We start from the raw sequence: 23,513 nt of genomic DNA on the forward strand, positions 1-23,513 counted from the left end.
CTTGCCGTATGCGCTGGACCTTGTACGCGCTAGATCTTGAAGGATGCCGCCAGCGGGAGGTGGTCGCTGCCCGTCGACGGCAGGCTCCACGCCGAGGCCGGGTCCACGCCCTTGACCATGATCTGGTCGATCCGGGCCATCGGGAACGCGGCCGGCCAGCTGAAGCCGAAGCCGTCGCCCGCCGCGCCCTGCGCCGACCGCATCTGCGCGGTGACCGGCGCGAGGGACCGGTCGTTCATCGTGCCGTTCAGATCGCCGAGCAGTACGACCTTGGACAGCTGCTCGGCGGCGATGGCCTCGCCCAGCGCGTCGGCGCTGTTGTCCCGCTGGTTCGCGGTGAACCCGGCCTTGACCTTCACCCGTACCGAGGGCAGATGCGCCGCGTAGACCGCGACCCGCTGCCCGTCGGGGGCGGTGACCGTGGTGCGCAGCGCCCGCGTCCACCCCATCTTGATGTCGACGGGGCGGGAGTCGGAGAGCGGGTACTTGCTCCACACACCGACCGTGCCCTCGACCGTGCGGTACGGGTACTTCGCGGCGAGCGCCTCGCGGTACGTGGGCAGCGCCTTGGCGGTCAGCTCCTCCAGCGCGACCACGTCGGCGCCCGAGTCGGCGACCTTCTTCGCGGTGCCGGCCGGGTCGGGGTTCTCGGCGTTGACGTTGTGCGTGGCGACGGTGAGATCGCCGCGGGCACCGGACTTGTCCGTGAGCTGCCCGCCGAAGAGGTTGGCCCAGACGACCGCCGGCAGCACCAGCGCGACCAGCGCGCTCGCCGACCTGCGCAGCAGCGCGGCGATGAGCAGCAGCGGGATGCCGATGATGCCCAGCCACGGCAGGAAGGTCTCCAGCAGGCTGCCGAGGTTCCCGATGGAGTTCGGTACGTCGGCGTGCAGGACCATCAGCAGGCCCAGCGCCACGGCCAGTACGGCGAGCAGGAGGCCGCGCCGCCACATGCCCTCGCGCCGCCACCGCCCGGTCAGGCGGCCCGTCCGGCGGCCGGTCCCGCCGGGGCCCGCGCCCCGCCCCGCCTCCGACATGTACGCCTGCGTCATCCCGATGCCCTCACTGCCGTGCTCGTGCGCCCCGCCTGGCTCCCGACCCTAGGGCCTTGACCATAGGCGATGCTCAGCCTCTGCTGTCTCCCCTGGGGACGAAGCGCGAATGGCCAGGGTTCCGCCGGCGCCTGCGCCGACAGGTGCTGTGACAGAACGGGCATGAACCGCTCATCGAGCGGTCGGAAACGAGCCGTCAGGAGCGAGCTGCCGGAAGGAGCCATCGGGAACGAGCCGTCGGGAACGAGCGGCGGAAAGATCATTGTGCCTGCCGTCCGGGAGGGGCGGCAAACGCCTCTCGTACGGGACGGCAAACGCCGCTCGTACGGGGCGCGGACGCGCGCCGACGGTCACGTGCGCGGCCGGACGCCGGTCCGTCACGTACGCGGCCGGACGCCGTCCAGAACCGTATCGACGATCTGTTCGGCGAGCCCCTCGGGCAGTTCCTTCCACTCGTGCAGCAGCGCCCGAGAGAGCATCGGCGCCACGAAGAGATCGGCGAGGACCTCGATGTCGCAGTCCCCGCGTATCTCGCCGCTCCCGATGCCGCGCCGCAGGACGGCCAGCAGCGCGTCGCGGCGCGCCTGGACGACCGTGTCGTGGTACTCGCGCCAGAGCTCGGGCTGCGCCTTGACCTGCGTGATCACCGTCCGCAGCAGGGCGGAGTTGCGCTTGGCCAGGCCGCGCCGGCGCAGGAACTCCAGCAGCAGTACCAGGTCGTCGCGGACCGACTCCCCGGGCAGCTCGGGGTTCTCCTCCTCCAGCGAGCGCATCACGTCGAGCATCAGGCCGGCCTTGCCGGACCAGCGCCGGTACACCGTGGCCTTGCCGACGCCCGCCTCCCTGGCGATGCGCTCCATCGAGAGGTCGGCGAGCGGGACGTCGCGCTCCAGCAGGTCCAGGACGCTCTCGATGATCGTGGACTCCAGCGCTTCGTTGCGCGGCCGCCCGGGCCTGCGGGTGGCCGCCACATCGGCCGGTGTCCCGCCCCGTTTCGCGCTCGTCACGCCTGGTCCGCCTCTCGTTCCGTACTGCCCGGAGCGTCCGTACTGCCCGGAGCGTCGTTCCGTACCGCCCGGAGCGCCGTGCGCCCTTACGGCTTCCCCGCCGGAGAAGTCTCTCGCGGCGTCTCCCGGCCCCGGCCGGCAGCCCGGTCGGCCGCCTTCCCGGGCAGGAAGAGCCCGACGACCAGCGCGCCGACGACCGCGACCGTGGCGGAGCCGAGCGCGGTGACATGCATGGCGTGCACGAACGCGTCGTTGGCGGCGGCCGCCAGCTGCCGGCCCGCGGGCCCCAGCTTCTCCGCGACGCCGAGCGTGGCCTCGATGGACTCGCCCGCCGCGTGCCGCGCGCCCGCGGGCAGGCCCGGTACGGAGTCCAGCGTGCCCTGGATGCGGTCGCGGTAGGCCGCGGACAGCAGCGAGCCCAGTACGGCGACCCCGAGCGTGCCGCCGACCTGCCGGAAAGTGTTGTTCAGCGCCGAGCCGGAGCCGGCCTTCTCGCGCGGCAGGGACTGCATGATCGAGACCGTGACCGGCGGCATGATGTGCGCCATGCCCGTGCCCTGGAGGAAGAAGAGCACCTCCAGCACGAAGATCGGGCTGTCGGTGTCCATCAGCAGGAAGCCGGACATCGTGACCGCGACCAGCAGCATGCCGACCGTGCAGACGGCCTTCGCGCCGAAGCGGTCGACGACGTGCCGGGCCCGCGGCGCGAAGATCATCTGGGCGGCGGCCAGCGGCAGGATCAGCAGGCCCGCCTGGAGCGGGGTGTAGCCGCGCACGCTCTGGATGTAGAAGACCATGAAGAACGTGACGCCCATCAGCGCGAAGAAGACCAGCGCGATCGCGGCCACGGCGGCGGAGAAGGCCGGCTTGCGGAAGTAGCTGATGTCGATCGACGGATGGTCGATGCGCTTCTCGTACAGGACGAAGCCGGCCAGGACGAGCAGCCCGGCGAGGATCGTGCCGAGCACCTGCGGGTCGGTGAAGTCGGCGAGCTGGCCGCCCTTGATGATGCCGTACACCAGGAGCACGAGGCCGACCACGGAGAGCAGCACGCCCACCGGGTCCAGCCGGCCGGGCCGGGGGTCCTTGCTGTCCGGGACCAGGATCATCATCGCGGCCAGCGCGATCAGCACGATCGGGACGTTGACCAGGAAGACCGAGCCCCACCAGAAGTGGTCCAGGAGCAGCCCGCCGGCGATCGGGCCGATGGCGATGGCCAGGCCGACGCCGCCCGCCCAGATGCCGATGGCCTTGGGCTGCTCGTCGCGCTCGAAGACGTTCATGAGGATGGCGAGGGTGGCCGGCATGACCAGCGCGCCGCCCAGGCCCATCACCGCGCGGAAGGCGATCAGCTGGCCGGGCGAGCCGGAGACGGCGGCCAGTACGGACCCCAGACCGAAGATCACCAGACCGGTCAGCAGGACCTTCTTCCGGCCCAGCCGGTCGCCGAGGAGCCCCGCGGTGAACAGCAGGCCCGCGAAGACCAGCGTGTACGAGTTGATCGCCCACTCCAGCTGGCTCTGGCTGGCGCCGAGCCCGGTGGGGGCCGGGGTGGCGATCGTCTTCATCGCCACGTTCAGGATGCTGTTGTCCAGGACGACGATCAGCAGGCTGAGCATCAGCACACCGAGGATCGCCCACCGGCGGCGGTGGACGTGCTCGGGGACGGCCGGGGCCGCGGCTATGCCACCACCGTCGGACGAGGCCCCGCCGCCGGAGGGCATGTCCCCGGCGCCGGGTGAAGAATCGGAAGAGCGTGCCATACGAACCAGCGTACGCCCTTTTCGATACGGCACCGTTCCGTATTTTTGTTGCACGTGGCAGGTATCGCTCCCCGCTCCTCTTCCACCGCCGCGCGCGGGCGTGTCAGCATGGGAGGTGAGTCCGGGGACGCCGTCAGGGCGCCTCGAGATGACCTGAACAGGAGCCGTCGTCATGACGCAGATTTCGCCTGCCCAGACACAGGACCCAACGACCGCCGGCGCACAGGACCCGAAGACCGGCGCCGCGCCCGAGAAGGCGGCGGCCGACAAGTCCGCCGAGAAGTCGCTGTACGGCGGCAAGCGGTCCCGCCGCGTCACCGTTCGCGACATCGCCGCCGCCAAGGCCCGCAGCGACAAGTGGCCCATGCTCACCGCGTACGACGCGATGACCGCGTCGGTCTTCGACGAGGCGGGCATCCCCGTCCTGCTCGTCGGCGACTCGATGGGCAACTGCCACCTCGGGTACGAGTCGACCGTCCCGGTCACGATGGACGAGATGACGCTGCTGTCCGCCGCCGTCGTACGCGGCACCGAGCGCGCCCTCGTCGTCGCCGACCTGCCCTTCGGCGCGTACCAGGAGGGCCCCGTCCAGGCGCTCCGGAACGCCACCCGGCTGGTCAAGGAGGCCGGCGTGGGCGCGGTGAAGCTGGAGGGCGGCGAGCGCTCGGCGGACCAGATCAAGCTGCTGGTCGACGCCGGTATCCCGGTCATGGCCCACATCGGGCTGACCCCGCAGTCCGTCAACGCCTTCGGCGGCTACCCCGTCCAGGGCCGCGGCGAGGAGGCGTCCCAGCAGCTGCTGCGGGACGCCAAGGCGGTACAGGACGCGGGCGCGTTCTCGGTGGTCCTGGAGGCTGTACCGGCCGAGCTGGCCGCCGAGGTCACCCGCTCGCTGCACATCCCCACCATCGGCATCGGCGCGGGCCTGGAATGCGACGCGCAGGTCCTGGTCTGGACGGACATGGCCGGCCTGACCAAGGGCCGGGTGCCGCGCTTCGTGAAGCAGTACGGGCAGCTGCGCGAGGCGCTCGGCGGCGCGGCGAAGGCGTTCGCGGAGGACGTGGTGGGCGGCACGTTCCCGGCGGAGGAGCACACCTTCCACTGAGGGGCGGGCCCGGCTCTCAGATGTAACGATCAGTGGGGCGCTGCCGGTGATCCGGCAGCGCCCCGCGCGTGTCTGTCGGTGATGTCTGTCGGTGGTTTGTCGGTGGCCCGTAGGCGTCCGGCCTGCGCTGTCGGGGCGTTGTCAGTGGTGCCTGTCACTGTGGATCCATGACGCAGAAGACACACTCCGCCGACGGCCGCGCGGCCGTCCAAGTCCGTGGCCTGGTCAAGCACTTCGGCGATGTCAAGGCCGTCGACGGAGTGGACCTGGACGTGCGGGAAGGCACGGTCATGGGCGTGCTCGGGCCGAACGGCGCGGGCAAGACCACGCTCGTGCGCTGCCTGTCCACGCTGCTCGTCCCCGACGCCGGCACGGCGGTCGTGGCCGGGTACGACGTCGTGCGCCAGCCCCGCGCCCTGCGCCGCACGATAGGGCTGACGGGGCAGTACGCCTCCGTCGACGAGAAGCTCTCCGGCCGGGAGAATCTGTACATGATCGGGCGGCTGCTCGATCTCTCCCGCAAGGACGCCCGGGCGCGCGCTGACGAGCTGCTGGAGCGGTTCTCGCTCACCGAGGCCGCCAAGCGCCCCGCCGGGAAGTACTCGGGCGGCATGCGCCGCCGCCTCGACCTGGCCGCTTCGATGATCGGCCGCCCCGCGGTGCTGTATCTGGACGAGCCGACGACCGGCCTCGACCCGCGCACGCGCAACGAGGTCTGGGACGAGGTCAACAACATGGTCCGGGACGGCGCGACGGTGCTGCTGACCACGCAGTACATGGAGGAGGCCGAGCGGCTGGCCGACGAGCTGACCGTCGTCGACCGCGGCCGGGTGATCGCCGAGGGCCGGGTGGAAGAGCTGAAGGCCAAGGTCGGCGGGCGCACGCTGCAGATCCGGCCGGCGGTCCGCGGCGAGCTGGACCGGATGGTCGGCGCGATCGCGCAGGCCGGCCTGGACGGCATAGCGGGCGCCACGGCGGACCCCGAGGACGGCGTGGTGAACGTCCCCATCATCAGCGACGAGCAGCTGACCGCGGTGGTCAACGTCCTCGGCGAGCGCGGCTTCGCGCTCGCCGGCATCAACACCCATCTGCCCAGCCTGGACGAGGTCTTCCTGGCCATCACCGGCCAGAAGACGTCCGAGGCCGACGCGGCCGCCGAGCCGGCGTCCGCCCAGTACGAGGAGGTCGCGGCATGAGCGCCGCAACGATCACGGCGCCGGCCGCGAAGCCCGGGGCCGCCGAGGGCCGGATCGGCCTGCGGGCCAATCTGCGCCACATCGGCGCGCTGGTCCGGCGGAACGCCCTCCAGATCAAGCAGGACCCGGAGTCGATGTTCGACGCCCTGCTGATGCCCGTCGTCTTCATCCTGCTGTTCGTGTACGTCTTCGGCGGCGCCATCGCCGGCAAGGGCAATCAGCAGCAGTACGTCCAGTATCTGGTCCCCGGCATGATGGCGATGATGGGCATGAACATCGCCATGGCGGTCGGCTCGGGCGTCAACGAGGACTTCCGCAAGGGCGTGATGGACCGCTTCCGCACGATGCCCATCGCGCGCTCCTCGGTCCTGATAGCCAAGATCGTCGTCGAGGTCGGCCGGATGCTGGTCGCCACCGCGATCCTGCTGGGCATGGGCTTCCTGCTCGGCCTGGAGATCAAGGGCTCGGCGCTGGAGTTCGTCGGGGCCATCGCGCTGTCGACCGTCTTCGGTGCCGCCGTGATGTGGATCTTCATCCTGCTGGGGCTGGCCCTGAAGACGCCGCAGGCGGTCCAGGGGATGGCGTTCCTGGTGCTGATGCCGCTGCAGTTCGGCTCGTCGATCTTCGCGCCGACCGCGTCGATGCCGGGCTGGCTGGAGGGTTTCACGAAGATCAACCCCCTCTCGAACCTCGCCGACGCGGCCCGCCACCTCATCGCCGGCGAGGGCCCGATAGCCCACCCGGCCCTGATCACGCTGGCCTGGGCGATAGCCATCACGGCCGTCGCGATGCCGCTGGCGGTCCGGAAATTCCGGTCGAAGACCTGACCCGGCCGAAGGCCGGAGGTCCCGGTGCCCGCCGCGGCCGAGCGGTCGGTTCCTGGGGAGCGGAGACGTCGGATTCGGTATCGGGGGAGGTCAGATGAGGTCGAGGGCCTCGTCGAGGGAGAGGGTGGCGCCCTCGGCGTGGGCGGACGCGTAGTCCGCCGCGCCGAGGACGGCGCGTACGGCCGCTTCCGCCGCCTCGCGGGAGATGCGGAGGATGCGCGGCGTGTGCTGCCGGGGCGCGCGCACCGCGTCGAAGGCGCCCAGCAGCCGGGCCCCGGCCGCCGCGCCGTCCGGGCCGCCGGTCAGGCCCAACACGCGGGCAGCGATGGGGAGTTGGGACAGCGGCACGTCGGGGGCGATGGCCTGGGTGAGCGGGCCGCGCATCTTGGCGACGGCCCCGCGCACGGCCGCCAGCGCCCCGTCGTACCGCCCCTCGTCCACGTCCAGCGCGGCCAGCGCCCCTTCGACCATGCCGAGGAACATCTCCGGCGCCGAGCGCTCGGAGAACTCCTCCCGCACCAGCCGGAGGTGGTGCCGGGACTCCTCGGTCCGGCCGGCCGTCGCCAGCCAGGTGGCGAGCTGGATGCGGGCGTAGGGCACGGCGTCGCGGCTGTGCCGGCCTTCGTCCAGCACCTCGTGCAGCAGCCGCTCGCCCTGCTCGACGTCGCCCGACTCGATCAGCGCGCCGCCCAGCCGGGTCTTGAGCAGCGGGAGCTGGCCGTGCGCGCCGAGGTCCGCCGCGTACCGCATCGCGGCGCGGTAGTCGTCGGCGGCGGGGCCGTACTCGCCGTGTCCCTCGCGGGACTCGCCGCGTCCGGCCAGTGCCTCGGCGACTCCCCAGGCGTCGCCGATCCTGCGGAAGATCTCCAGCGCCTCGTCGGCGTCGCGGGCCGCCTGCTCCAGGCCGCCGGGCCGGTCGTTCTGGATCCTCGCCCGCAGCTGGAGGATGAACGCCAGCTCCCAGTCGTAACCGAACTCGCGGCAGCCGCGCACGGTTTCGTCGACCATGCCGGACAGGTCCGCGAACTCCCCCGTCAGCATGACGGCGTAGAACCACATCACGCCCGGCACCCGGCAGGTCTGCGGCAGCCCGCCGCGGTAGGCGCTGACGATGCCCCGCAGCTCCTCCTGCTGCTCGAAGCGCCGCAGCGCCTCCATGTCGCCGTCCGTGCTGGCCAGCGCGACCAGCCGGACCTCCCGGCGGGCTTCGAGGAACTGCTCGGGTGTCATCGGCGGCGGGGTGTCGATGGGGCGCTCGTGGAGCGGCGGGGCCGGGGTGACCGGCGGCAGGAAGGGGTTCGGGCCGAGCGCGGCGGCCGCCTTCGACCAGGTACGGGCGTCGCCGCGGTGGTCGCGCAGCGTCCAGAACCACTGCAGGGACAGGACGAGGCAGAGCGCCTCGTGCTCGTCGCGGGCGGCGACGGCGCGGCGCAGGGCGGTGCGGAGGTTGTCGTGCTCCCGCTCCAGCCGGTCCAGCCAGTGGCGCTGTTCGGGGCCGCGGAGCAGGGGGTCGGCGGCGCGGGCGAGCTCGCGGTACGCGACGAGGTGGCGGCGCTCGGCCGCGGCCCGCTCCCCCGCCTCGTCCAGCCGTTCCCCGGCGTACTCCCCGACGGTCTCCAGCAGCCGGTACCGCATCTCGCCGCCGGCCGACGGCACGGCCACGACGAGCGACTTGTCGACAAGCGACCCGAGCAATGGGGCGATGTCGCCGGGGGCGACGAGTCCGGCGGCGGGCGTGTCCGGTGCGGCGGGTGCGGCGGGCGTGTCCGGTCCGGCCGGTCCGGCAGGTGCGGCAGGTCCGCCAGGTCCGGCGGGCGTGTCCGGCGTGGCCTCCGGGGCGTCCGCGCAGACCGCTTCCGCCGCGGTGAGGTCCGTGCCGCCGGAGAAGACGGAGAGGCGGCGGAGGACCGCGCGTTCGGGTGCGTCGAGCAGGTCCCAGGACCAGTCGACGACCGCGCGGAGGGTCTGCTGGCGCGGCAGTACGGTACGGCTGCCGCTGGTCAGCAGCCGGAAACGGTCGTCCAGGCGGTCCGCGAGCTGGCGCGGCGCGAGCGACCGCAGCCGGGCGGCGGCCAGTTCGACGGCCAGCGGCAGGCCGTCCAGGCGGCGGCAGATCTCGGCGCACGCCTCCGGGTCGTCCTCGATACGGAAGCCGGGCCGGGCCGCGGCGCCCCGGTCGGCGAGCAGCCGCAGCGCGACGGGGTCCGGCAGCGGCTCCACCGGCCGGACCAGTTCGCCCGGTACCGCGAGCGGCTCCCGGCTGGTGGCCAGCACGCTCACGCCCGGGCACTCGGCCAGCAGCCGTTCCGCGAGCCGGGCCGCGGCGTCGACGACGTGCTCGCAGTTGTCCAGTACGAGCAGCATCCGGCGGCCCGCGCAATGCTCGGCGAGCTGCGCAAGCGGGTCAAAGGCGAGCGGGTCGGCGGCAGCGCGCAGCCCCTCGGCGGCGCTGCCGCGGACCACGGTCTCGCGGGCGCCGAGCGCGGTGAGCACGGCTTCCGGCACGGTGTCGGGGTCCGCGACGGGGCCCAGCTCCGCGAACCACACGCCGTCCGGCCAGGCCCCGGGCGCGGCGGCCGCCGCGGCCTCCGCGCCCTCCTGCGACAGCCGCGTCTTCCCGGCGCCGCCGGGCCCGAGCAGCGTCACCAGGCGGTGACCCGACAGATCCGCGCGGAGCGCGGCCAGCTCCGCCTCGCGCCCGACGAACGAGGTCAGCCGCGCCCGCAGATTCCCGGCGGGCCGCGACGCCGGACCGGTGCCGGAGGCCGCGGCCGGACCGGTACCGGACGCAGCAGCCCGACCGGACGCCACAGCCGAGCCGGTGATCGCAGCCGCACCGGACGCCGGACCGGCACCGGAGGCCGCAGCCGGACCGGACACCCCAGCCGAGCCGGGGCTCGGAGCCGCACCGGACGCCGGACCGGGCACCGCAGCCGGACCGGACACCCCAGCCACACCGGACTCCGCAGCCGCACCCGATACCGCTCCCGCCTCCAACAGCTCCGCGTGCAACGCCCGCAGCGGCGGCGACGGGTCCGTGCCGAGGCGGTCGGCGAGGTCGGCGCTGAGGGCCGCGTACGCGTCCAGCGCCTCGGCCGTGCGGTCCGTGGCGCGCAGGGCGCGCAGCCGCAGGAGCTGCAGCGGCTCGTCGAGGGGGTGCCGGCGGCACAGCGCGGTGAGGGCGGGCAGCGCCTCGTCCGCGCGGCCGAGCGCGAGATCGGCGGCGAGGCGGGTGCGCCGCGCGTCCAGGTGCAGCCGTTCGATCCCGGCCGCCTCCGCGACCGCGTCCGGGAGGTCGGCGAGGGCGGGCCCGCGCCACAGCGCGAGCGCGTCGTCCAGCAGCGCGGCGGCCTTCGCCGGGTCGCCGTCCGCCAGTGCCCGCTCGCCCTCGCCGGCCAGCCGCTCGAAGCGGTGCAGGTCGACGTCGTCGGGCTCGGCGGCCAGGTAGTAACCGCCGGTCACGGAGACGACCGCGGCATGGCCGAGGGTCCGCCGCAGCCGCCCGACCAGCGCCTGGAGCGCGGCCCCCGCGTCCCGCGGCTCCGAGCCGGGCCCCCAGACCTCCGCGATCAGCGTGTCGGGGGTGTGCGGGCGCCCCGGCGTGCGCGCGAGGGCGGCCAGGAGTGCGCGCAGGCGGGCGCCGCCGAGGGCGACGTCGGTCCCGTCGTCCCGGCGTGCCTGGGTCGTCCCGAGGATTCCGTAGCGCACCGGCCCATTGTCGTTCACGCCCCGCACGCCGCGACCGTCCCCCGCCACTGTCCGCACCCCGTCGCCCCCACTCCCGCACGCCCCGTCTCCCCCATACGGCCCGGCCCCCGCCGGCCACCCGACGGCCACCGCGGATCCGTCACCACAGATCCGTCACCGCGATCCGCCACGTCACCACGGATCCACCGCCAAGGATCCAGCCTGCCTGGAACCACGGCATACCGCTCCTCGTTTTCCGTTGTACGATCCGCCGCCCGCCCATCCGCCACCGGACCCCGCCCACGACCCGCCGCGCACGACCCGCCCCGCATGCCCCGCCCACCCCTCAGGAGCACCGCACGATGACCACCGCAGTACAGCGCGCGGACCGGCGCGTCAGTCCCGTCTTTCTCGCGCTCGTCGCCGTCATGGCGGCGTCGGGCTGGTACGTGTGGACGGACAAGCTCGCCACGAACACCGGCGTCGCCGTGTTCCTTTTCGTGGTCTCGGGGTGGATCGTCTCGCTCTGCCTGCACGAGTACGCACACGCCCGTACGGCGCTGCACAGCGGCGACATCTCGATCGGCGCGAAGGGCTATCTGACGCTCAACCCGCTGAAGTACACGCATGCGCTGCTCAGCATCGTGCTGCCGGTGATCTTCGTCATCATGGGCGGGATCGGGCTGCCGGGCGGCGCGGTGTTCATCGAGCGCGGCCGGATCAGGGGCCGCTGGCGGCACAGCCTGATCTCGGCGGCGGGCCCGCTGACGAACATCCTGTTCGCCGCCGTGGTCACCGCGCCGTTCTGGCTGGGCGCGATGGACGGCGTGCCGCAGCCGTTCCGGTACGCGCTCGCGTTCCTGGCGCTGCTGCAGGTGACGGCCGCGATCCTGAACTTCGTCCCGGTGCCGGGGCTGGACGGGTACGGCGTGCTCGAGCCGTGGCTGCCGTACAAGCTGCGGCGGCAGGTGGAGCCGTTCGCGCCGTTCGGCCTGCTCGCGGTCTTCGGGCTGCTGTGGGCGCCGGGCGTGAACCAGGCGTTCTTCGAGGCGGTGGACGCGATCCTGCGGGTGCTGGGCGTCTCCCAGATCGACACCTACCTCGGCCAGGAGTTCTTCCGCTTCTGGCAGGGCGAGCCGCAGACGTTCTAGCGGGCCGAGCCCTCGGGGGCCTGCGCCTGCTCCTCCGCGGCCGTCCGCTCCTGCTTGGCCCGGCGCAGGTAGAACCACGCCATGTTGCTGGAGACGCCGGCCATCAGGACCCAGGCGATGCCGATGAGGTTGCCCGCCACGAAGGAGACGACGGCCGCGGCGACCGCCAGGACGCAGACGACGAGGGCGAAGACGGCGAGGCGCCGGGCCGGGCCGGACGGGGGCAGGGCGGGCATGGGACGGGGCTCCTGTCGGGGTACTGCGTATGCGGTCCCCTCCAGTGTCCCCCATGCCCGGCTCCGCCCGACTCCGGCCCGCTCCTCACCGCCGGACCGGCCACCCCGGCCCCGGCGACGCGCGGCCCCGGCCCCGGCCGCGGCCCTGGCCCCGCGCCCGTCGCTCACACGTCCGTGACGCGCAGCCCCGCGTGTGCCTTGTACCGCCGGTTGGTGGAGATCAGGTTGGCGACCAGGGACTCGACCTGGTGCGCGTTGCGCAGCCGGCCGGCGAAGACGCCGCGCATGCCGGGGATGCGCCCGGCCAGCGCCTGGACCACATCGGTGTCGGCCCGCTTCTCGCCGAGCACCATGACGTCCGTGTCGATCTCCGCGACCTCGGGGTCCTGGAGGAGCACCGCCGAGAGGTGGTGGAAGGCGGCCGTGACGCGCGACTCCGGGAGCAGCGCGGCGGCCTGCTCGGCGGCGCTGCCCTCCTCGGGCTTCAGCGCGTAGGCGCCCTTCTTGTCGAAGCCGAGCGGGTTCACGCAGTCGACGACGAGCTTGCCGGCCAGCTCCTCGCGCAGCGTTTCGAGGGTCTTGGCGTGGCCCTCCCACGGCACGGCCACGATCACGACATCCGCGCGGCGCGCGCACTCCGCGTTGTCCGCACCCTCGACGCCGAGGCCGAGCTCGTCCGCCGCGGCCTGCGCCCGCTCCGCCGCGCGCGAGCCGATGATCACCTTCTGGCCCGCCCTGGCGAACCGGTACGCCAGGCCGCGGCCCTGGTCACCTGTGCCGCCGAGCACGCCGACGACCAGGCCGGCCACGTCCGGAAGGTCCCAAGGGTCCCGCTTGAGCGCCTTCTTGGCCTCGGTGGCGACGTTCACGGGAGTCGTGGGCTGCGCATCGTCAGGAGTAGTCATGCCAGCGATACTGTCACGCCTTCACGCTGCCCTCGGTGAGTCCCGTACGCCAGTACCGCTGCAGCACGGTCATCAGGATCATCAGCGGCAGGACGGAGAGGAACGCGCCGCCGACGGTGTACTGGTACAGCTCCGGCTGCCGGTCGGCGTAGCCGGTCCAGGAGGTCAGCCCCAGCTGGATCGGGTACAGGCCGGAGTCGGAGAGCATCACCAGCGGCAGGAAGTAGTTGTTCCAGATGTGCACGAACTGGAAGAGGAAGACGGTGACCAGCGCCGGGATCATCAGCCGCAGCCCGAGGCCGGAGAAGATCCGCCACTCCCCCGCGCCGTCGATCCGGGCCGCCTCCAGCAGCGAGTCGGGCACAGCGGCGGCCGCGTAGATCCGGCAGAGGTAGACGCCGAAGGGGCTGACCACGCTGGGGATCAGCACGGACCAGTAGGTGTTGGACATCCCGAAGCCGCTGAAGAGGAAGTACAGCGGCAGCGCCAGGGCCGTGCCGGGGATCAGCACCCCGGCCAGGATGACGTTGAAGATCCCTTCCCGGCCCGGGAAGGGGAACTTCGCGAGCGCGTAGCCGGCCGCCGCGCACAGCAGCGTAGCGGCGAGCGCGCCGGCGCCCGCGTACAGCAGGGAGTTGGCGAACCAGCGGACGTAGATGCCGTTGTCGTACGTCAGCACCTCGCCGAGGTACTGGAGCGGGCGCGGGTTCGCGAACCAGAAGCCGAAGCTGCCGAAGAGGTCGCCGCTGCTCTTCGTGGCGGAGACCACGAGCCAGTACACCGGTACGAGGAAGTAGACGGCGGCGACGGTCAGCAGGGTGCAGGTGAGGATGCGGTAGCGCAGTGCCGAGGGGGTCACCGGCCGTCCTCCTTCCCCCGCTGGCCGACCAGCCGCAGGAAGCCGAACGACAGGACGCAGGCGACCAGCGCCAGCAGGACCGCCTCGGCCGCTGCGAGGTGCTGGTTGTTGCCGACGAACGCCTCGCTGTAGGCGTGCAGGTTGGGCGTGTAGCCGGAGTCGATGGAAGAGGCGAGCGGCCGCAACACCATCGGCTCGGCGAACAGCTGGAGCGCGCCGATGATGGAGAAGACGCAGGTCAGGACGAGGGCCGGGCGGATGAGCGGGATCTTGATGTGCAGCGCGACCTGACGCGCGTTCGCGCCGTCGATGCGGGCCGCCTCGTACAGCTCCTGCGGTACAGCCTTGAGCTGGGAGATCAGGACGAGCATGTTGTAGCCGGTGAACTGCCAGGTGACGATGTTGGCGATGGACCACAGGACGGTGCCGCGGGAGAGGAAGTCCACGTCCCAGCCCACCTCCTGGGCCATCTTCACCAGCGGGCTGATGCCGGGGACGTAGAGGAAGCCCCACAGGATCGAGGCGATCACGCCGGGCACCCCGTACGGCAGGAAGAACGCGCTGCGGAAGAACGTCACCCAGCGGGCGCTCGCGCTCTCCAGGAGCAGCGCGAGGACGGTGGCCAGGATGATCATGAGGGGGATCTGTACGGCACCGAAGAGCAGCACCCGGCCGAAGCCGGAGAGGAAGCGGTCGTCGGCCAGCGCCTGGCCGTAGTTGGCCAGCCCGGCGAAGACCTCGCGCTCCGCGCCGCCGAGGCCGAGCGGCCCGGTGCGCTCGGTCTTGTGCAGGCTCTGCCAGATCGCGTAGACGATGGGCGCGATGAAGCAGAGCAGGAACAGGGCGAGGAAGGGCAGCAGGAAGCCCGCGGCGGCGCGCGCGTTGCGGGCTTCCGTACGGGTCGGCCGTCTCACCCGCCGCTCTCCACCTTCAGGCCCTTGCCCTTGAGGTCGCTCACGGTCTGCTCCTGGACCTTCTTCAGCACCGAGCGGAAGGAGTCGCCGCTGCTCAGCGCCTCGGTGAAGGCGTCGCCCAGGCGCTGGTAGAGGGTGTCGACGCCGGGGCCCCACTGCCAGCTGGTGTCGACATGGTCACCGGCCTTCCGGAAGACCTGGCTGTACGCCTGGCCGCCGAAGAAGTCCTTGTGGACGTCCAGGTCGCTGGTCTCGTAGCCCTGCTTCGCGCTGGGGAACCCGTAACCGCCCTCGATGAGCAGCTTGATCGCTTCGGGGTCGGTGTTGAGCCAGACGGCGAAGTCGAGGGCGTCCTTGGGGTAGGCGGCGCCCGCGAAGACGGCGGTGGTCGAGCCGCCCCAGTTGGCCTGCGCGTCGGCGCCCTTCGTCCACTGCGGCAGCGGTGCGGCGCGCCACTTGCCCTTGGTTTTCGGCGCGTTGCCGACCAGCAGCGCGTCGCCCCAGCTGGCGCCGAGCCAGGCGGGGATGGCGCCGGTCTGGATGTCCTTGTACCAGGCGTTCTGCCGGTCCGGGATGGTCTTGACGAGCTTCTGCTTGACCAGTCCCTCCCAGTAGTCGGCGACCTTGCGGGTGGGCTCGTCGTCGATGGCGACGGTCCAGTTGTCGCCCTCGGCGGCGTACCACTTGGCGCCGGCCTGCCAGGCGTAGCCCGCGAAGCGGTTGCCGTTGGTGGGCGCGAAGGTCTCGATCCAGGCGCCCTTCCTGCGGATCTTCCTGGCCGCGGCCTCGTACTCGTCCCAGGTGGCGGGCGGCTCGATGTCCCACTTGTCGAAGAGGTCCTGGCGCACGAAGAGGCCCATCGGGCCGGACGCCTGCGGGATGGCGTAGACGCCCTTGCCGAAGACGGACTGCTGCCACTGCCAGCCCACGAACCTGCTCTTGTACCGCTCGCCGCCGACGGTGGTCAGGTCCAGCAGCCCGTTGTCCAGCAGGAAGCTGGGGACCACGGGGAATTCGATCTGGCCGAGGTCGGGCGGGTTGCCGGCCTTGATCGCGGCGTGCATCTTGGCGTACTGGGCGCCGTTGACGGCCGAGACCTTCTCGACCTTGACCTGGACCTCGGGGTGCTTGCTGTTCCACAGGTCGACGGGCTTGTCGATGCCGGGCACCCAGGACCAGAAGGTGAGGGTGATCTTCTGCCCCTCCTTGCGCTCCTTGGGCGCGGCCTTCTTGTCCTCACCGCCGTCACCGCACCCGGCCAGTGCGAAGCCGGCGGCCACCGCCGCGGCCCCGCCCAGCACCGTTCTGCGGCGCGCGCCGCCCGGAAAACTCGTGTCGTACGTCCTCATGCCAGCTCCTCCACGGGGATGCGGCGGAAGGTGATCGTCGAGTAGGCGCTGAAGTCGCCGGTTTCGTAGAGCAGTCCGACGGTGTCGGGGTCAATGCGGACGAGGTCGGAGTAGGCGGCCGGGAGGCCGCTGACGGTATGGGCGTCGTACCAGGTCAGGCCGTGATCGCGGCTGGCGCGCACGGTCATCAGGGCGCGGGATTCCCGGTCGGCGGGGGCGGAGAAGAGCAGCACGTCCGGGGTGCCGAGGTGCAGCACGCTGCCCTGGACGACGGGGGCCGCGAGGCCGGCCTGGGCCCGTAAGGGTTTCTCCAGGTGGGCGCCGCCGTCGGAGGAGTAGCCGTCGACGCGGGTGCCGGGCGCGGGGGAGTCATTGCGGGAGTTGAAGTAGAGGCGGCCGCCGGGGAGTTCGGCGGCGGTGGTCTCGTTGGCGTTGATGTAGCCGTTGGGGTTGGAGTCGGTGTAGCCGATCCGCCAGTTCTCGCCGGAGTCGTCGCTGAGCAGGACGTGGCCGCCGTTGTAGCGGCCCTCTTCGCCGGTGTCGCCGGGCACGGTGGGCGCGATGGAGTGGTTGGCGGGGACCACCAGACGGCCGGCGTACGGGCCCTCGCGGACCTGGAGCGCGTGGCCGGGGGTGGTGGCGTACCACCGCCAGTTCGACCGTTTGACCTGTGCGGTGATCTCGCGCGGGGCGCTCCAGGCCAGCCCGTCGTCGTCGCTGTACTGGACCCACACGCGGCGGCCGTCGGCGGCGGAGACCTCGCCCCGCAGGATGGCGCTCTCGGTGGCGCTGCCCGCGTTGTGTACGTGGACGAGCACGACGCGGCCGCGGTGCGGGCCGGTGTGCAGGACGACGGGGGCCGGGTTGCCGGCGGTGCCGGTGCCGTTGTCGTCGACGACGGTGAGCGGCCCCCAGGTGCGGCCGCCGTCGGTGGAGCGCTTGAGCACGAGGTCGATGTCGCCCGTGTCGGACGCCGAGGCGACGCGTCCCTCGGCAAAGGCCAGCAGGGTGCCGGCCCCGGTCACGACGACGGCGGGGATGCGGAAACTGGCGTAGCCGCCGGTCCCGGCTCTGAAGGGTTGCGAAGTCTCGTACGGCACGGGCAGCCCCTAACGACCGGACGTAGGACGTCCCTTGTCCTGCGGCGACCATAGGGAGCGCCCAACGGGCCGTCAAGGCACCCGACATGCCCCGTGTCGCTCGCCTCGCGCGAATGCCACAGGCAACGGAACTGCGGGTGAACTCCGGCTGTACGCAAGGGGTCGGGGCGCGGCGGACTTCCTGGAGAACCTCGCCCCCCGACCCGTTACACGACCGCCTTCAGCCGCTCCCGGATGGCGTCGAAGTGCCGGTGCATCGCCTCGACCGCGCGGTCGCTGTCGCCCGCCTCCAGCGCGTCGACGATCTCGCGGTGCTGACGCCAGGTCACCTCCGGCACCGAGCGGCTGCCGTCCAGGTCCTTGCGGACCCGGCGCAGCGCCTCCCAGAAGGCGTCCAGCACCTCGCTGAGCAGGTGGTTGCCGAGCGAGCGGTACAGCGCGAGGTGGAAGGCGCGGTCGGTGCCGCTCTTCACCCGGCCGGCCGCCGCCTCCTTCTCCATCCGGTCGACCAGGCCGCGCAGTACGGTCAGGTCCTCGGCCGGCAGGCTGCGCGCGACCGCCCCGACGAGCCCGGCCTCCAGCGCCTCGCGGACCTCCATCAGCTCGTACAGGCTCGCCTCGCCCTGGTGGTGACGGACCGCGGCCCGGAAGGCGATGCCCTCCACGAAGGGGTCCAGGGTGAGCTTGCCGACGTACGTGCCGAAGCCGTGCCGGATCTCGACGATGCGCATGGCCTGCAGCGCCTTGAGCGCCTCGCGGACGGAGTTCCGGCTGACGTCGAGCAGCTCGACCAGCTCGGCCTCGGTGGGCAGCGGGTCGCCGGGCACCAGCTTCCGCCGCAGGATGAGCCGCTTGATCCGCGCCTGGACGTCCTCGGACATCGTGCCGCGCGCCATGTGTCCGCCTCTCCGTTCCGCCGGGGTGGATCCGGGTGATCCGTCCGGCGACCTCTTGACCACCCGCTCCGGGCCGGGTCTATTGTGACCCAGACGTAGGACATCCCATGTCCTGCATCCGACCTCTGGCCGCCGGGAGCCCGTCATGGTCCTGCCCACCCCGCTGACCGGCGTCGTACCGCCGGTCTGCACCCCCCTCGACCCGCGCGGCGAGGTCGACACCGGCTCCCTCGGGCGGCTGGTCGAGCACCTGGTCACCGGCGGGGTGCACGGCCTCTTCGCCCTCGGCTCCACCAGCGAGGTCGCCTACCTCACCGACGCGCAGCGGGCCACCGCGCTGGCGGCCGTGGTCAAGGCGGCGGACGGCCGGGTACCGGTACTGGCGGGCGTCATCGACACCACCACCGCGCGGGTGGCCGACCACGCCCGCACCGCACAGGCGCTGGGCGTCGACGCGCTCGTGGCCACCGCGCCCTTCTACACCCGCACGCACCCCAGGGAGATCGCCGGGCACTTCCGCGCGCTCCGGGCCGCCGTGGACCTGCCGCTCTTCGCGTACGACATCCCGGTCTCCGTGCACAGCAAGCTCTCCCCCGCGCTGGTGCGGGAGCTGGCCGAGGACGGCACGCTGGCCGGGCTCAAGGACAGCAGCGGCGACGAGGGCGGGCTGCGCCGGCTCCTCGTCGAGCTGGGCGGCAGGGACGGCCGCCGCACCGGTCCCGCGCCCGGTTTCGCGGTCCTCACCGGCTCCGAGCTGACCGTGGACGCCGCGCTGCTCGCCGGCGCGGACGGCGTGGTCCCGGGCATCGGCAACGTCGACCCGGCCGCCTACGTCCGGCTGTACGACGCCTGCCGCACGGGCGACTGGGCGGGCGCCGCGGCCGAGCAGGAGCGGCTGGTCGCGCTCTTCGGCATGGTCGACGCGGGCCCGGAGGCGGAGATGGGCCGCAGCTCCTCGGCGCTGGGCTCCTTCAAGGCCGCGCTGCACCTGCTCGGTGTCATCGACCACCCGGCCACCGCGGCACCGCAGCTCCCGCTGGGCCCGGAGTCCGTGGCCGAGGTCGCCCGGCACCTGACCGCCGCGGGCCTGGAGCCGGTCCGGTGACCGAGGCCGCGCGCCCGGCGCGCGAGGCCGCCCTCCCCTGGTACCGGGAGGTCGGCGCGACCCGGTGGAAGTCGTTCTTCGGCGCCTGGATCGGCTACGTCCTGGACGGCTTCGATTTCGTACTGATCACCCTGGTTCTGACGGAGATCAGCGCCGAGTTCGAGCTGAGCACGGTGCAGGGCGCGAGCCTGGTCTCCGGCGCGTTCATCACCCGCTGGCTCGGCGGCGCGGTCCTCGGCGCGCTCGGCGACCGCTTCGGCCGCAAGGCGTCGATGGTGGCGAGCATCCTGCTCTACTCCCTCGGCACCTTCGCCTGCGGCTTCGCCTGGGACTACACCAGCCTCTTCGCCGCCCGGCTGCTGATCGGCATGGGCATGGCCGGCGAGTACAGCGCCAGCGCCACCTACGTGCTGGAGAGCTGGCCGGCCCGGGTCCGCGGCCGGGCCAGCGGCTTCCTGATCTCCGGCTTCTCGATGGGCTCGGTACTGGCCGCCGAGTGCTACAAGTGGGTCGTGCCCGCGCTCGGCTGGCGCTGGATGTTCTACATCGGGCTGGCCCCGATCGTGATCGCGCTGTGGGTGCGGCGCTCGCTCCCGGAGGCCGAGGAGTGGAGCGCGACGGTCGCCGGGCGGGAGACCCGGCCCAACCCCTTCCGCCCCCTGTTCGCCACACCGCTCCGCGCATGCGTCAACACCGTGCTGACGGTCGTGGCCACGTTGTCCCTCTTCGGCGTCTTCACACCGGCCGGCGCGGGCGCCGTCCCGGTGCTCTCCGTCCTCTCCGGCGTCACCCTGGCCGCGCTCGCCGTCCAGCTCGGCGGCCGCCGCGGCTGGCTGCTGTACCTCTCGCTGATCGTGACGGTCTTCGTTGCCTTCCTCTACACCTGGCCGATCCAGGCGCTGCTGCCGACGTATCTGAAGACCGAGCTGCACTACTCCCCCGGCCAGGTCACCCACGTCCTGTTCTTCGCCGGCTTCGGCACCATGGCCGGCTGCTGGCTGGCGGGCTTCGTCGGCGACTGGATCGGCGCGCAGAAGGCGTACGCGTGCACCCTGCTCGCCTCGCTGGTCTTCGTCTTCCCCGTCTTCGCCGCGCACGACAACCTGCTGGTCCTCGGCGTCCTGCTGTTCGTCCTGCAGGCCCTCAGCTTCGGCATCTCCGGAGTGCTGCCGCGCTACATCGGCGGCCACTTCCCGACCGGGACCCGGGCCGCGGGCCTGGGCTTCACGTACAACGTGGGGGCGCTGGGCGGCGCCGTGGCGCCGGTACTGGGCGCGAGCCTGGCCGAGGGCCGGTCGCTGGGCAGCTCGCTGGCGCTGCTGACCTTCGGCGGCACGGTCCTGGTCGTGCTGCTGGTCGGCTTCGACGTGCCGGCCCGGCTGCACCGGCTGCTCGACCCGGACGCGCCCCGCGACCACCTGGCCGCCGAGGAGTCCGCGGTGGCGGGCGCGGGGCCGGCCGGGCGCGTGCAGCAGGAGGCGTAGGAGATCCGCGGCACCCCACCGAACAGGCATTACTCGTCCGGGTGACGGCGTTCGAAGGGCGCTCCGGCGGCGTGCGTGCCGGGGCAGGATGCGGGCCATGGATGCCGTACGCGTCGCGCTGCTGCGCGAAGTCCTCGCCGGTACCGAATGGATCCAGGCCACCCGCCGCTTCGCCGGGTCGCTGCGCGCGTCCGTGGCGCCGCACGGCGGCGGGCTGCTGCTGGTCGGCAGCGCGGAGTACGAGCCCTGGCACCTGGCGGCGCACCTCGACGACGAGGCCGCGTGGTCGGGCCTGCCGGAGCTCTCCCCGACGCTGGTGCGGCACCGCGTCCCGCTGGGCGTCCCGGCGCACCTCTCGGTGGGCCTCGGGCGGCTGGAGACGGCGCGGCGGGGCGAGACGCTGCTGGTCGTGGCGCCGGACGCGCCGGGGCCCGGCCTGCTGGAGCGGGTGCACGACGCCCGGCGGAACGGCGCGACGGTGCTGGCGCTGGACGCGGGCGACCGGGATCTGGGGGCGCTCGCGCACGATGCGCTGACGGTGCCGGGGCCGGCGGGGCCGGCGGAGGTTCCGGAGCCCGAGCCGCCCGGGGCCGCCGATCTGGACCTGGACACCGTCCAGCACCTGGTCAGCGCCGCAGCGGGCGAGAACAGCCTGCCCGCGCCGCGCCGCCACCGCCGCTTCCGCGACCGGCTGTCCCGCCTGGCGGACCAGCTGACGGCGCCCCCTCCGCCGCGGTGGTGACGCCCGTCGGGGAGGGAGCGGGCGCCCCGGGTGCCTCGCGAATCGTCGGTGCCGGCGTCGGGCCTCCGCGGGTGGGGTCTCGGACTGCTTCGCTTGACGTCCGAGACCCCACCCGCTGCGGCCCGCCACCTTCTGTCGGATGTCGTGTGCCCGTAGCAGGCACGGGAAGCAGTGCTTGCCCGCCCCGTAGAATTGCTCGAATGCACGAAGAACTGCGTGGGGCCCTGGCCGGGGTCCTCGACGGGCTGCCGCCCAAGCAGGCCGCGGCCGCCGTCGAGCGGCTGATCGCCAATTACCGGGGGCGCACGCCGACGGACGCTCCGGTGCTCAGGGACCGCGCCGACGTCGCCGCGTACGCCGCGTACAGGATGCCCGCGACGTTCGAAGCCGTACGGTCCGCGCTGGCCGCGGCCGGCGAGCGGCTGCCGGACTGGGAGCCGGCCGTGCATCTGGACATCGGCGGCGGCACGGGCGCTGCCGCCTGGGCGGCGGCCGACGTCTGGCCGAAGCTGCGCACGACCGTGCTGGACTGGGCCGAGCCGGCCCTCGCGCTCGGCCGCGAGCTGGCCGCCGGCACGCTGCCCGACGTCCGCTGGCAGCGCCAGGTGATCGGCGAGGGGCTGACCGTCCCCGAGGACACCGACCTGGTCACCGTCTCGTACGTGCTCGGCGAGCTGACCGGTGCCGACCGGGAGGCGGTCGTCGCGGCGGCGGCCCGGGCACGGACGGCCGTACTGATCGAGCCGGGCACCCCGGACGGGTACGCGCGCATCCGTGCGGCCCGCGACCAGCTGATCGCGGCCGGATTGCGGGTCGTCGCGCCGTGCCCGCACAGCGCGGCCTGCCCGATCGTCCCGGGCGAGGACTGGTGCCATTTCGCGGCCCGGGTGAACCGCTCCTCGCTGCACCGCCAGGTGAAGGGCGGCTCGCTGCCGTACGAGGACGAGAAGTACGCGTATGTCGCGGCCACCCGCGTCGAGGCCCGCCCGGCCCCGGCCCGCATCGTGCGCAAGCCGCTGCTGCGCAAGGGCCAGGTGCTGCTGGACGTGTGCACGGCGGAGGACGGCCTGCAACGCCGTACGGTCACCAAGCGGCAGGGCGCCGTCTACCGGGCCGCGCGGGACGCCTCCTGGGGCGGCACGGTGCCGGGCGAGGAGTAGCCGGGCCGGGGAGGCGCCGGGACCCGGCGCTTCGGGGGTTGCACGGGCGCTCGCGGGGCCTGGTCTGCGCCCCCTGTGCGCCGCCGATGCGCCCCCGTACAACGCGTCCCGTACACCCCGAATCTCCGCTCCGGTCACCCAAGGAGGAGGATGGTGGCAGCATTGATCCCAGACCACCGCTCGAAGTGAGGGGATAGATGGAACGCAAGAGCAGGTTCTCCCAGTGGCTGCGCCGGCCGAGGAGCGGTTCGGACGGCGTCGATACGGACACGGGATCATCCGCGGCCCAGGGCGGCCGCGAGGACCTGCTGCTGGCAGCGGCCGACGCGGGTTTCCCGCTGGCCCCGGCGGCGCACCCCTCCGGCTACGGCTGTTCCTGTGAGCGCATCGGCTGTCCGACCCCCGGCCGGCACCCCGTCTCGTTCGGCTGGCAGACCGTCGCCACGACCGACCGCGAGAAGGTCACGCAGTGGCTGCGAAAACACCCGCAGGCCAATTTCGTCACCGCCACCGGCATCGCCCACGACGTGCTGGACGTCCCCCTCGAAGCGGGCCGCAGCGCGCTGGCGCGGCTGGAGGCCGAGGGCGTGGAGGTCGGCCCGGTCGTGCTGAGCGGCGCCGGGCCCCGGGAGGGCCGGATGCTGTTCTTCACGGCCACCCGCGGCACCCCGGACGACGAGGACGAGTGGTGGCCCTGCGAGCTGGACTGCCACCCCGAGACGATGGATGAGCACCCCGGGCTGCGCTGGCACTGCCGCGGCAGCTACGTCCTGCTGCCGCCCTCCCGGCTGCCCGGCGACCAGCCCGCGGTGCGGTGGCTGCGCGGCCCGGAGCGCCCGCTCCCGGACCCGCTCACCCTCCTGGAGGCGCTGACCGACGCCTGCGCGGTGTACGCGCGCGAGGACAACGAGCACGAGTCGGCGGCCTGGCCGATCGGCCGCTGAGCGGGCCCGGCCGGCCGGGCCCGCCGGCCCG

General features: G+C 73.0%; 20 protein-coding genes. 9 read left to right on the plus strand and 11 right to left on the minus strand.

Annotation, left to right across the window (positions count from 1 at the left end):
* Positions 1–29: 29 nt before the first annotated feature.
* The 3 genes from ACIGXO_RS12165 to ACIGXO_RS12175 form a co-directional block, all read right to left on the minus strand.
* Complete coding sequence (locus tag ACIGXO_RS12165) at positions 30–953, minus strand: endonuclease/exonuclease/phosphatase family protein (protein ID WP_399785618.1); 924 nt, start codon at positions 951–953, stop codon at positions 30–32.
* Between the two features lie 476 nt (positions 954–1,429).
* Positions 1,430–2,059 carry a TetR/AcrR family transcriptional regulator gene (locus ACIGXO_RS12170; protein WP_399784154.1) on the minus strand — a complete coding sequence of 210 codons (630 nt, stop codon included), beginning with the start codon at positions 2,057–2,059 and terminating at the stop codon, positions 1,430–1,432.
* An 86-nt stretch (positions 2,060–2,145) separates the two neighbouring features.
* Positions 2,146–3,783 carry an MFS transporter gene (locus ACIGXO_RS12175; protein WP_399785621.1) on the minus strand — a complete coding sequence of 546 codons (1,638 nt, stop codon included), beginning with the start codon at positions 3,781–3,783 and terminating at the stop codon, positions 2,146–2,148.
* Positions 3,784–3,994: 211 nt separating this feature from the next.
* On the opposite strand from ACIGXO_RS12175, the gene panB reads away from it, so the two are divergent.
* The 3 genes from panB to ACIGXO_RS12190 all read left to right on the plus strand — a co-directional run bounded on the left by panB (position 3,995) and on the right by ACIGXO_RS12190 (position 6,950).
* Positions 3,995–4,927, plus strand: coding sequence for a 3-methyl-2-oxobutanoate hydroxymethyltransferase (gene panB / locus ACIGXO_RS12180; protein WP_399784157.1), 933 nt, complete (start codon positions 3,995–3,997; stop codon positions 4,925–4,927).
* A 167-nt stretch (positions 4,928–5,094) separates the two neighbouring features.
* Positions 5,095–6,123 carry an ATP-binding cassette domain-containing protein gene (locus ACIGXO_RS12185; RefSeq protein ID WP_399784160.1) on the plus strand — a complete coding sequence of 343 codons (1,029 nt, stop codon included), beginning with the start codon at positions 5,095–5,097 and terminating at the stop codon, positions 6,121–6,123.
* Positions 6,120–6,950 carry an ABC transporter permease gene (locus ACIGXO_RS12190; RefSeq protein ID WP_399784163.1) on the plus strand — a complete coding sequence of 277 codons (831 nt, stop codon included), beginning with the start codon at positions 6,120–6,122 and terminating at the stop codon, positions 6,948–6,950. Before ACIGXO_RS12185 ends, ACIGXO_RS12190 begins: the two co-directional genes overlap by 4 nt.
* Before the next feature lie 90 nt (positions 6,951–7,040).
* Here the strand turns inward: ACIGXO_RS12190 and ACIGXO_RS12195 are convergent, their stop codons facing one another.
* A complete protein-coding gene (locus ACIGXO_RS12195) occupies positions 7,041–10,658 on the minus strand; it encodes an AfsR/SARP family transcriptional regulator (protein ID WP_399784165.1) in 3,618 nt (1,205 codons plus the stop codon).
* A 341-nt stretch (positions 10,659–10,999) separates the two neighbouring features.
* Here ACIGXO_RS12195 and ACIGXO_RS12200 point away from each other — a divergent pair, with 341 nt between their 5' ends.
* Positions 11,000–11,788, plus strand: a complete 789-nt coding sequence (locus tag ACIGXO_RS12200; protein ID WP_399784168.1) for a site-2 protease family protein — start codon at positions 11,000–11,002, stop codon at positions 11,786–11,788.
* Here the strand turns inward: ACIGXO_RS12200 and ACIGXO_RS12205 are convergent.
* The 7 genes from ACIGXO_RS12205 to ACIGXO_RS12235 form a co-directional block, all read right to left on the minus strand.
* Positions 11,785–12,024 (minus strand): hypothetical protein, encoded by a 240-nt coding sequence (locus tag ACIGXO_RS12205; RefSeq protein WP_399784170.1) that lies wholly within the window; start codon positions 12,022–12,024, stop codon positions 11,785–11,787. The two genes, ACIGXO_RS12200 and ACIGXO_RS12205, sit on opposite strands and share 4 nt — an antisense overlap.
* Before the next feature lie 164 nt (positions 12,025–12,188).
* Positions 12,189–12,929, minus strand: a complete 741-nt coding sequence (gene npdG, locus ACIGXO_RS12210) for an NADPH-dependent F420 reductase (RefSeq protein WP_399784172.1) — start codon at positions 12,927–12,929, stop codon at positions 12,189–12,191.
* Between the two features lie 13 nt (positions 12,930–12,942).
* Complete coding sequence (locus tag ACIGXO_RS12215; protein ID WP_399784175.1) at positions 12,943–13,788, minus strand: carbohydrate ABC transporter permease; 846 nt, start codon at positions 13,786–13,788, stop codon at positions 12,943–12,945.
* Complete coding sequence (locus ACIGXO_RS12220; RefSeq protein ID WP_399784179.1) at positions 13,785–14,702, minus strand: carbohydrate ABC transporter permease; 918 nt, start codon at positions 14,700–14,702, stop codon at positions 13,785–13,787. The genes ACIGXO_RS12215 and ACIGXO_RS12220 overlap by 4 nt, the downstream gene beginning before the upstream one ends.
* On the minus strand, positions 14,699–16,051 hold the full coding sequence (locus tag ACIGXO_RS12225) for an ABC transporter substrate-binding protein (protein WP_399784181.1): 1,353 nt from the start codon (positions 16,049–16,051) through the stop codon (positions 14,699–14,701). The genes ACIGXO_RS12220 and ACIGXO_RS12225 overlap by 4 nt, the downstream gene beginning before the upstream one ends.
* The gene (locus tag ACIGXO_RS12230) at positions 16,048–17,151 is read right to left on the minus strand and encodes an exo-alpha-sialidase (RefSeq protein ID WP_399784184.1); all 1,104 of its coding nucleotides are present in this window, start codon (positions 17,149–17,151) and stop codon (positions 16,048–16,050) included. The genes ACIGXO_RS12225 and ACIGXO_RS12230 overlap by 4 nt, the downstream gene beginning before the upstream one ends.
* Before the next feature lie 206 nt (positions 17,152–17,357).
* Positions 17,358–18,047, minus strand: coding sequence for a FadR/GntR family transcriptional regulator (locus ACIGXO_RS12235; RefSeq protein ID WP_399784187.1), 690 nt, complete (start codon positions 18,045–18,047; stop codon positions 17,358–17,360).
* A 145-nt stretch (positions 18,048–18,192) separates the two neighbouring features.
* Between ACIGXO_RS12235 and ACIGXO_RS12240 the strand changes: the two genes are divergently transcribed.
* The 5 genes from ACIGXO_RS12240 (at position 18,193) to ACIGXO_RS12260 (ending at position 23,482) form a co-directional block, all read left to right on the plus strand.
* Positions 18,193–19,152: a dihydrodipicolinate synthase family protein gene (locus tag ACIGXO_RS12240; RefSeq protein WP_399784190.1), complete on the plus strand. Its 960-nt coding sequence runs from the start codon at positions 18,193–18,195 to the stop codon at positions 19,150–19,152.
* The gene (locus ACIGXO_RS12245; protein WP_399784193.1) at positions 19,149–20,636 is read left to right on the plus strand and encodes a sialate:H+ symport family MFS transporter; all 1,488 of its coding nucleotides are present in this window, start codon (positions 19,149–19,151) and stop codon (positions 20,634–20,636) included. Before ACIGXO_RS12240 ends, ACIGXO_RS12245 begins: the two co-directional genes overlap by 4 nt.
* A 97-nt stretch (positions 20,637–20,733) precedes the next feature.
* On the plus strand, positions 20,734–21,378 hold the full coding sequence (locus tag ACIGXO_RS12250; RefSeq protein WP_399784195.1) for a hypothetical protein: 645 nt from the start codon (positions 20,734–20,736) through the stop codon (positions 21,376–21,378).
* A gap of 200 nt (positions 21,379–21,578) precedes the next feature.
* Positions 21,579–22,538, plus strand: coding sequence for a small ribosomal subunit Rsm22 family protein (locus tag ACIGXO_RS12255; RefSeq protein WP_399784198.1), 960 nt, complete (start codon positions 21,579–21,581; stop codon positions 22,536–22,538).
* Positions 22,539–22,735: 197 nt separating this feature from the next.
* Positions 22,736–23,482: a bifunctional DNA primase/polymerase gene (locus tag ACIGXO_RS12260; RefSeq protein ID WP_399784201.1), complete on the plus strand. Its 747-nt coding sequence runs from the start codon at positions 22,736–22,738 to the stop codon at positions 23,480–23,482.
* Positions 23,483–23,513 lie beyond the last annotated feature (31 nt).

The organism is Streptomyces sp. NPDC053542 (assembly GCF_044544685.1).
GTDB lineage: Bacteria > Actinomycetota > Actinomycetes > Streptomycetales > Streptomycetaceae > Streptomyces.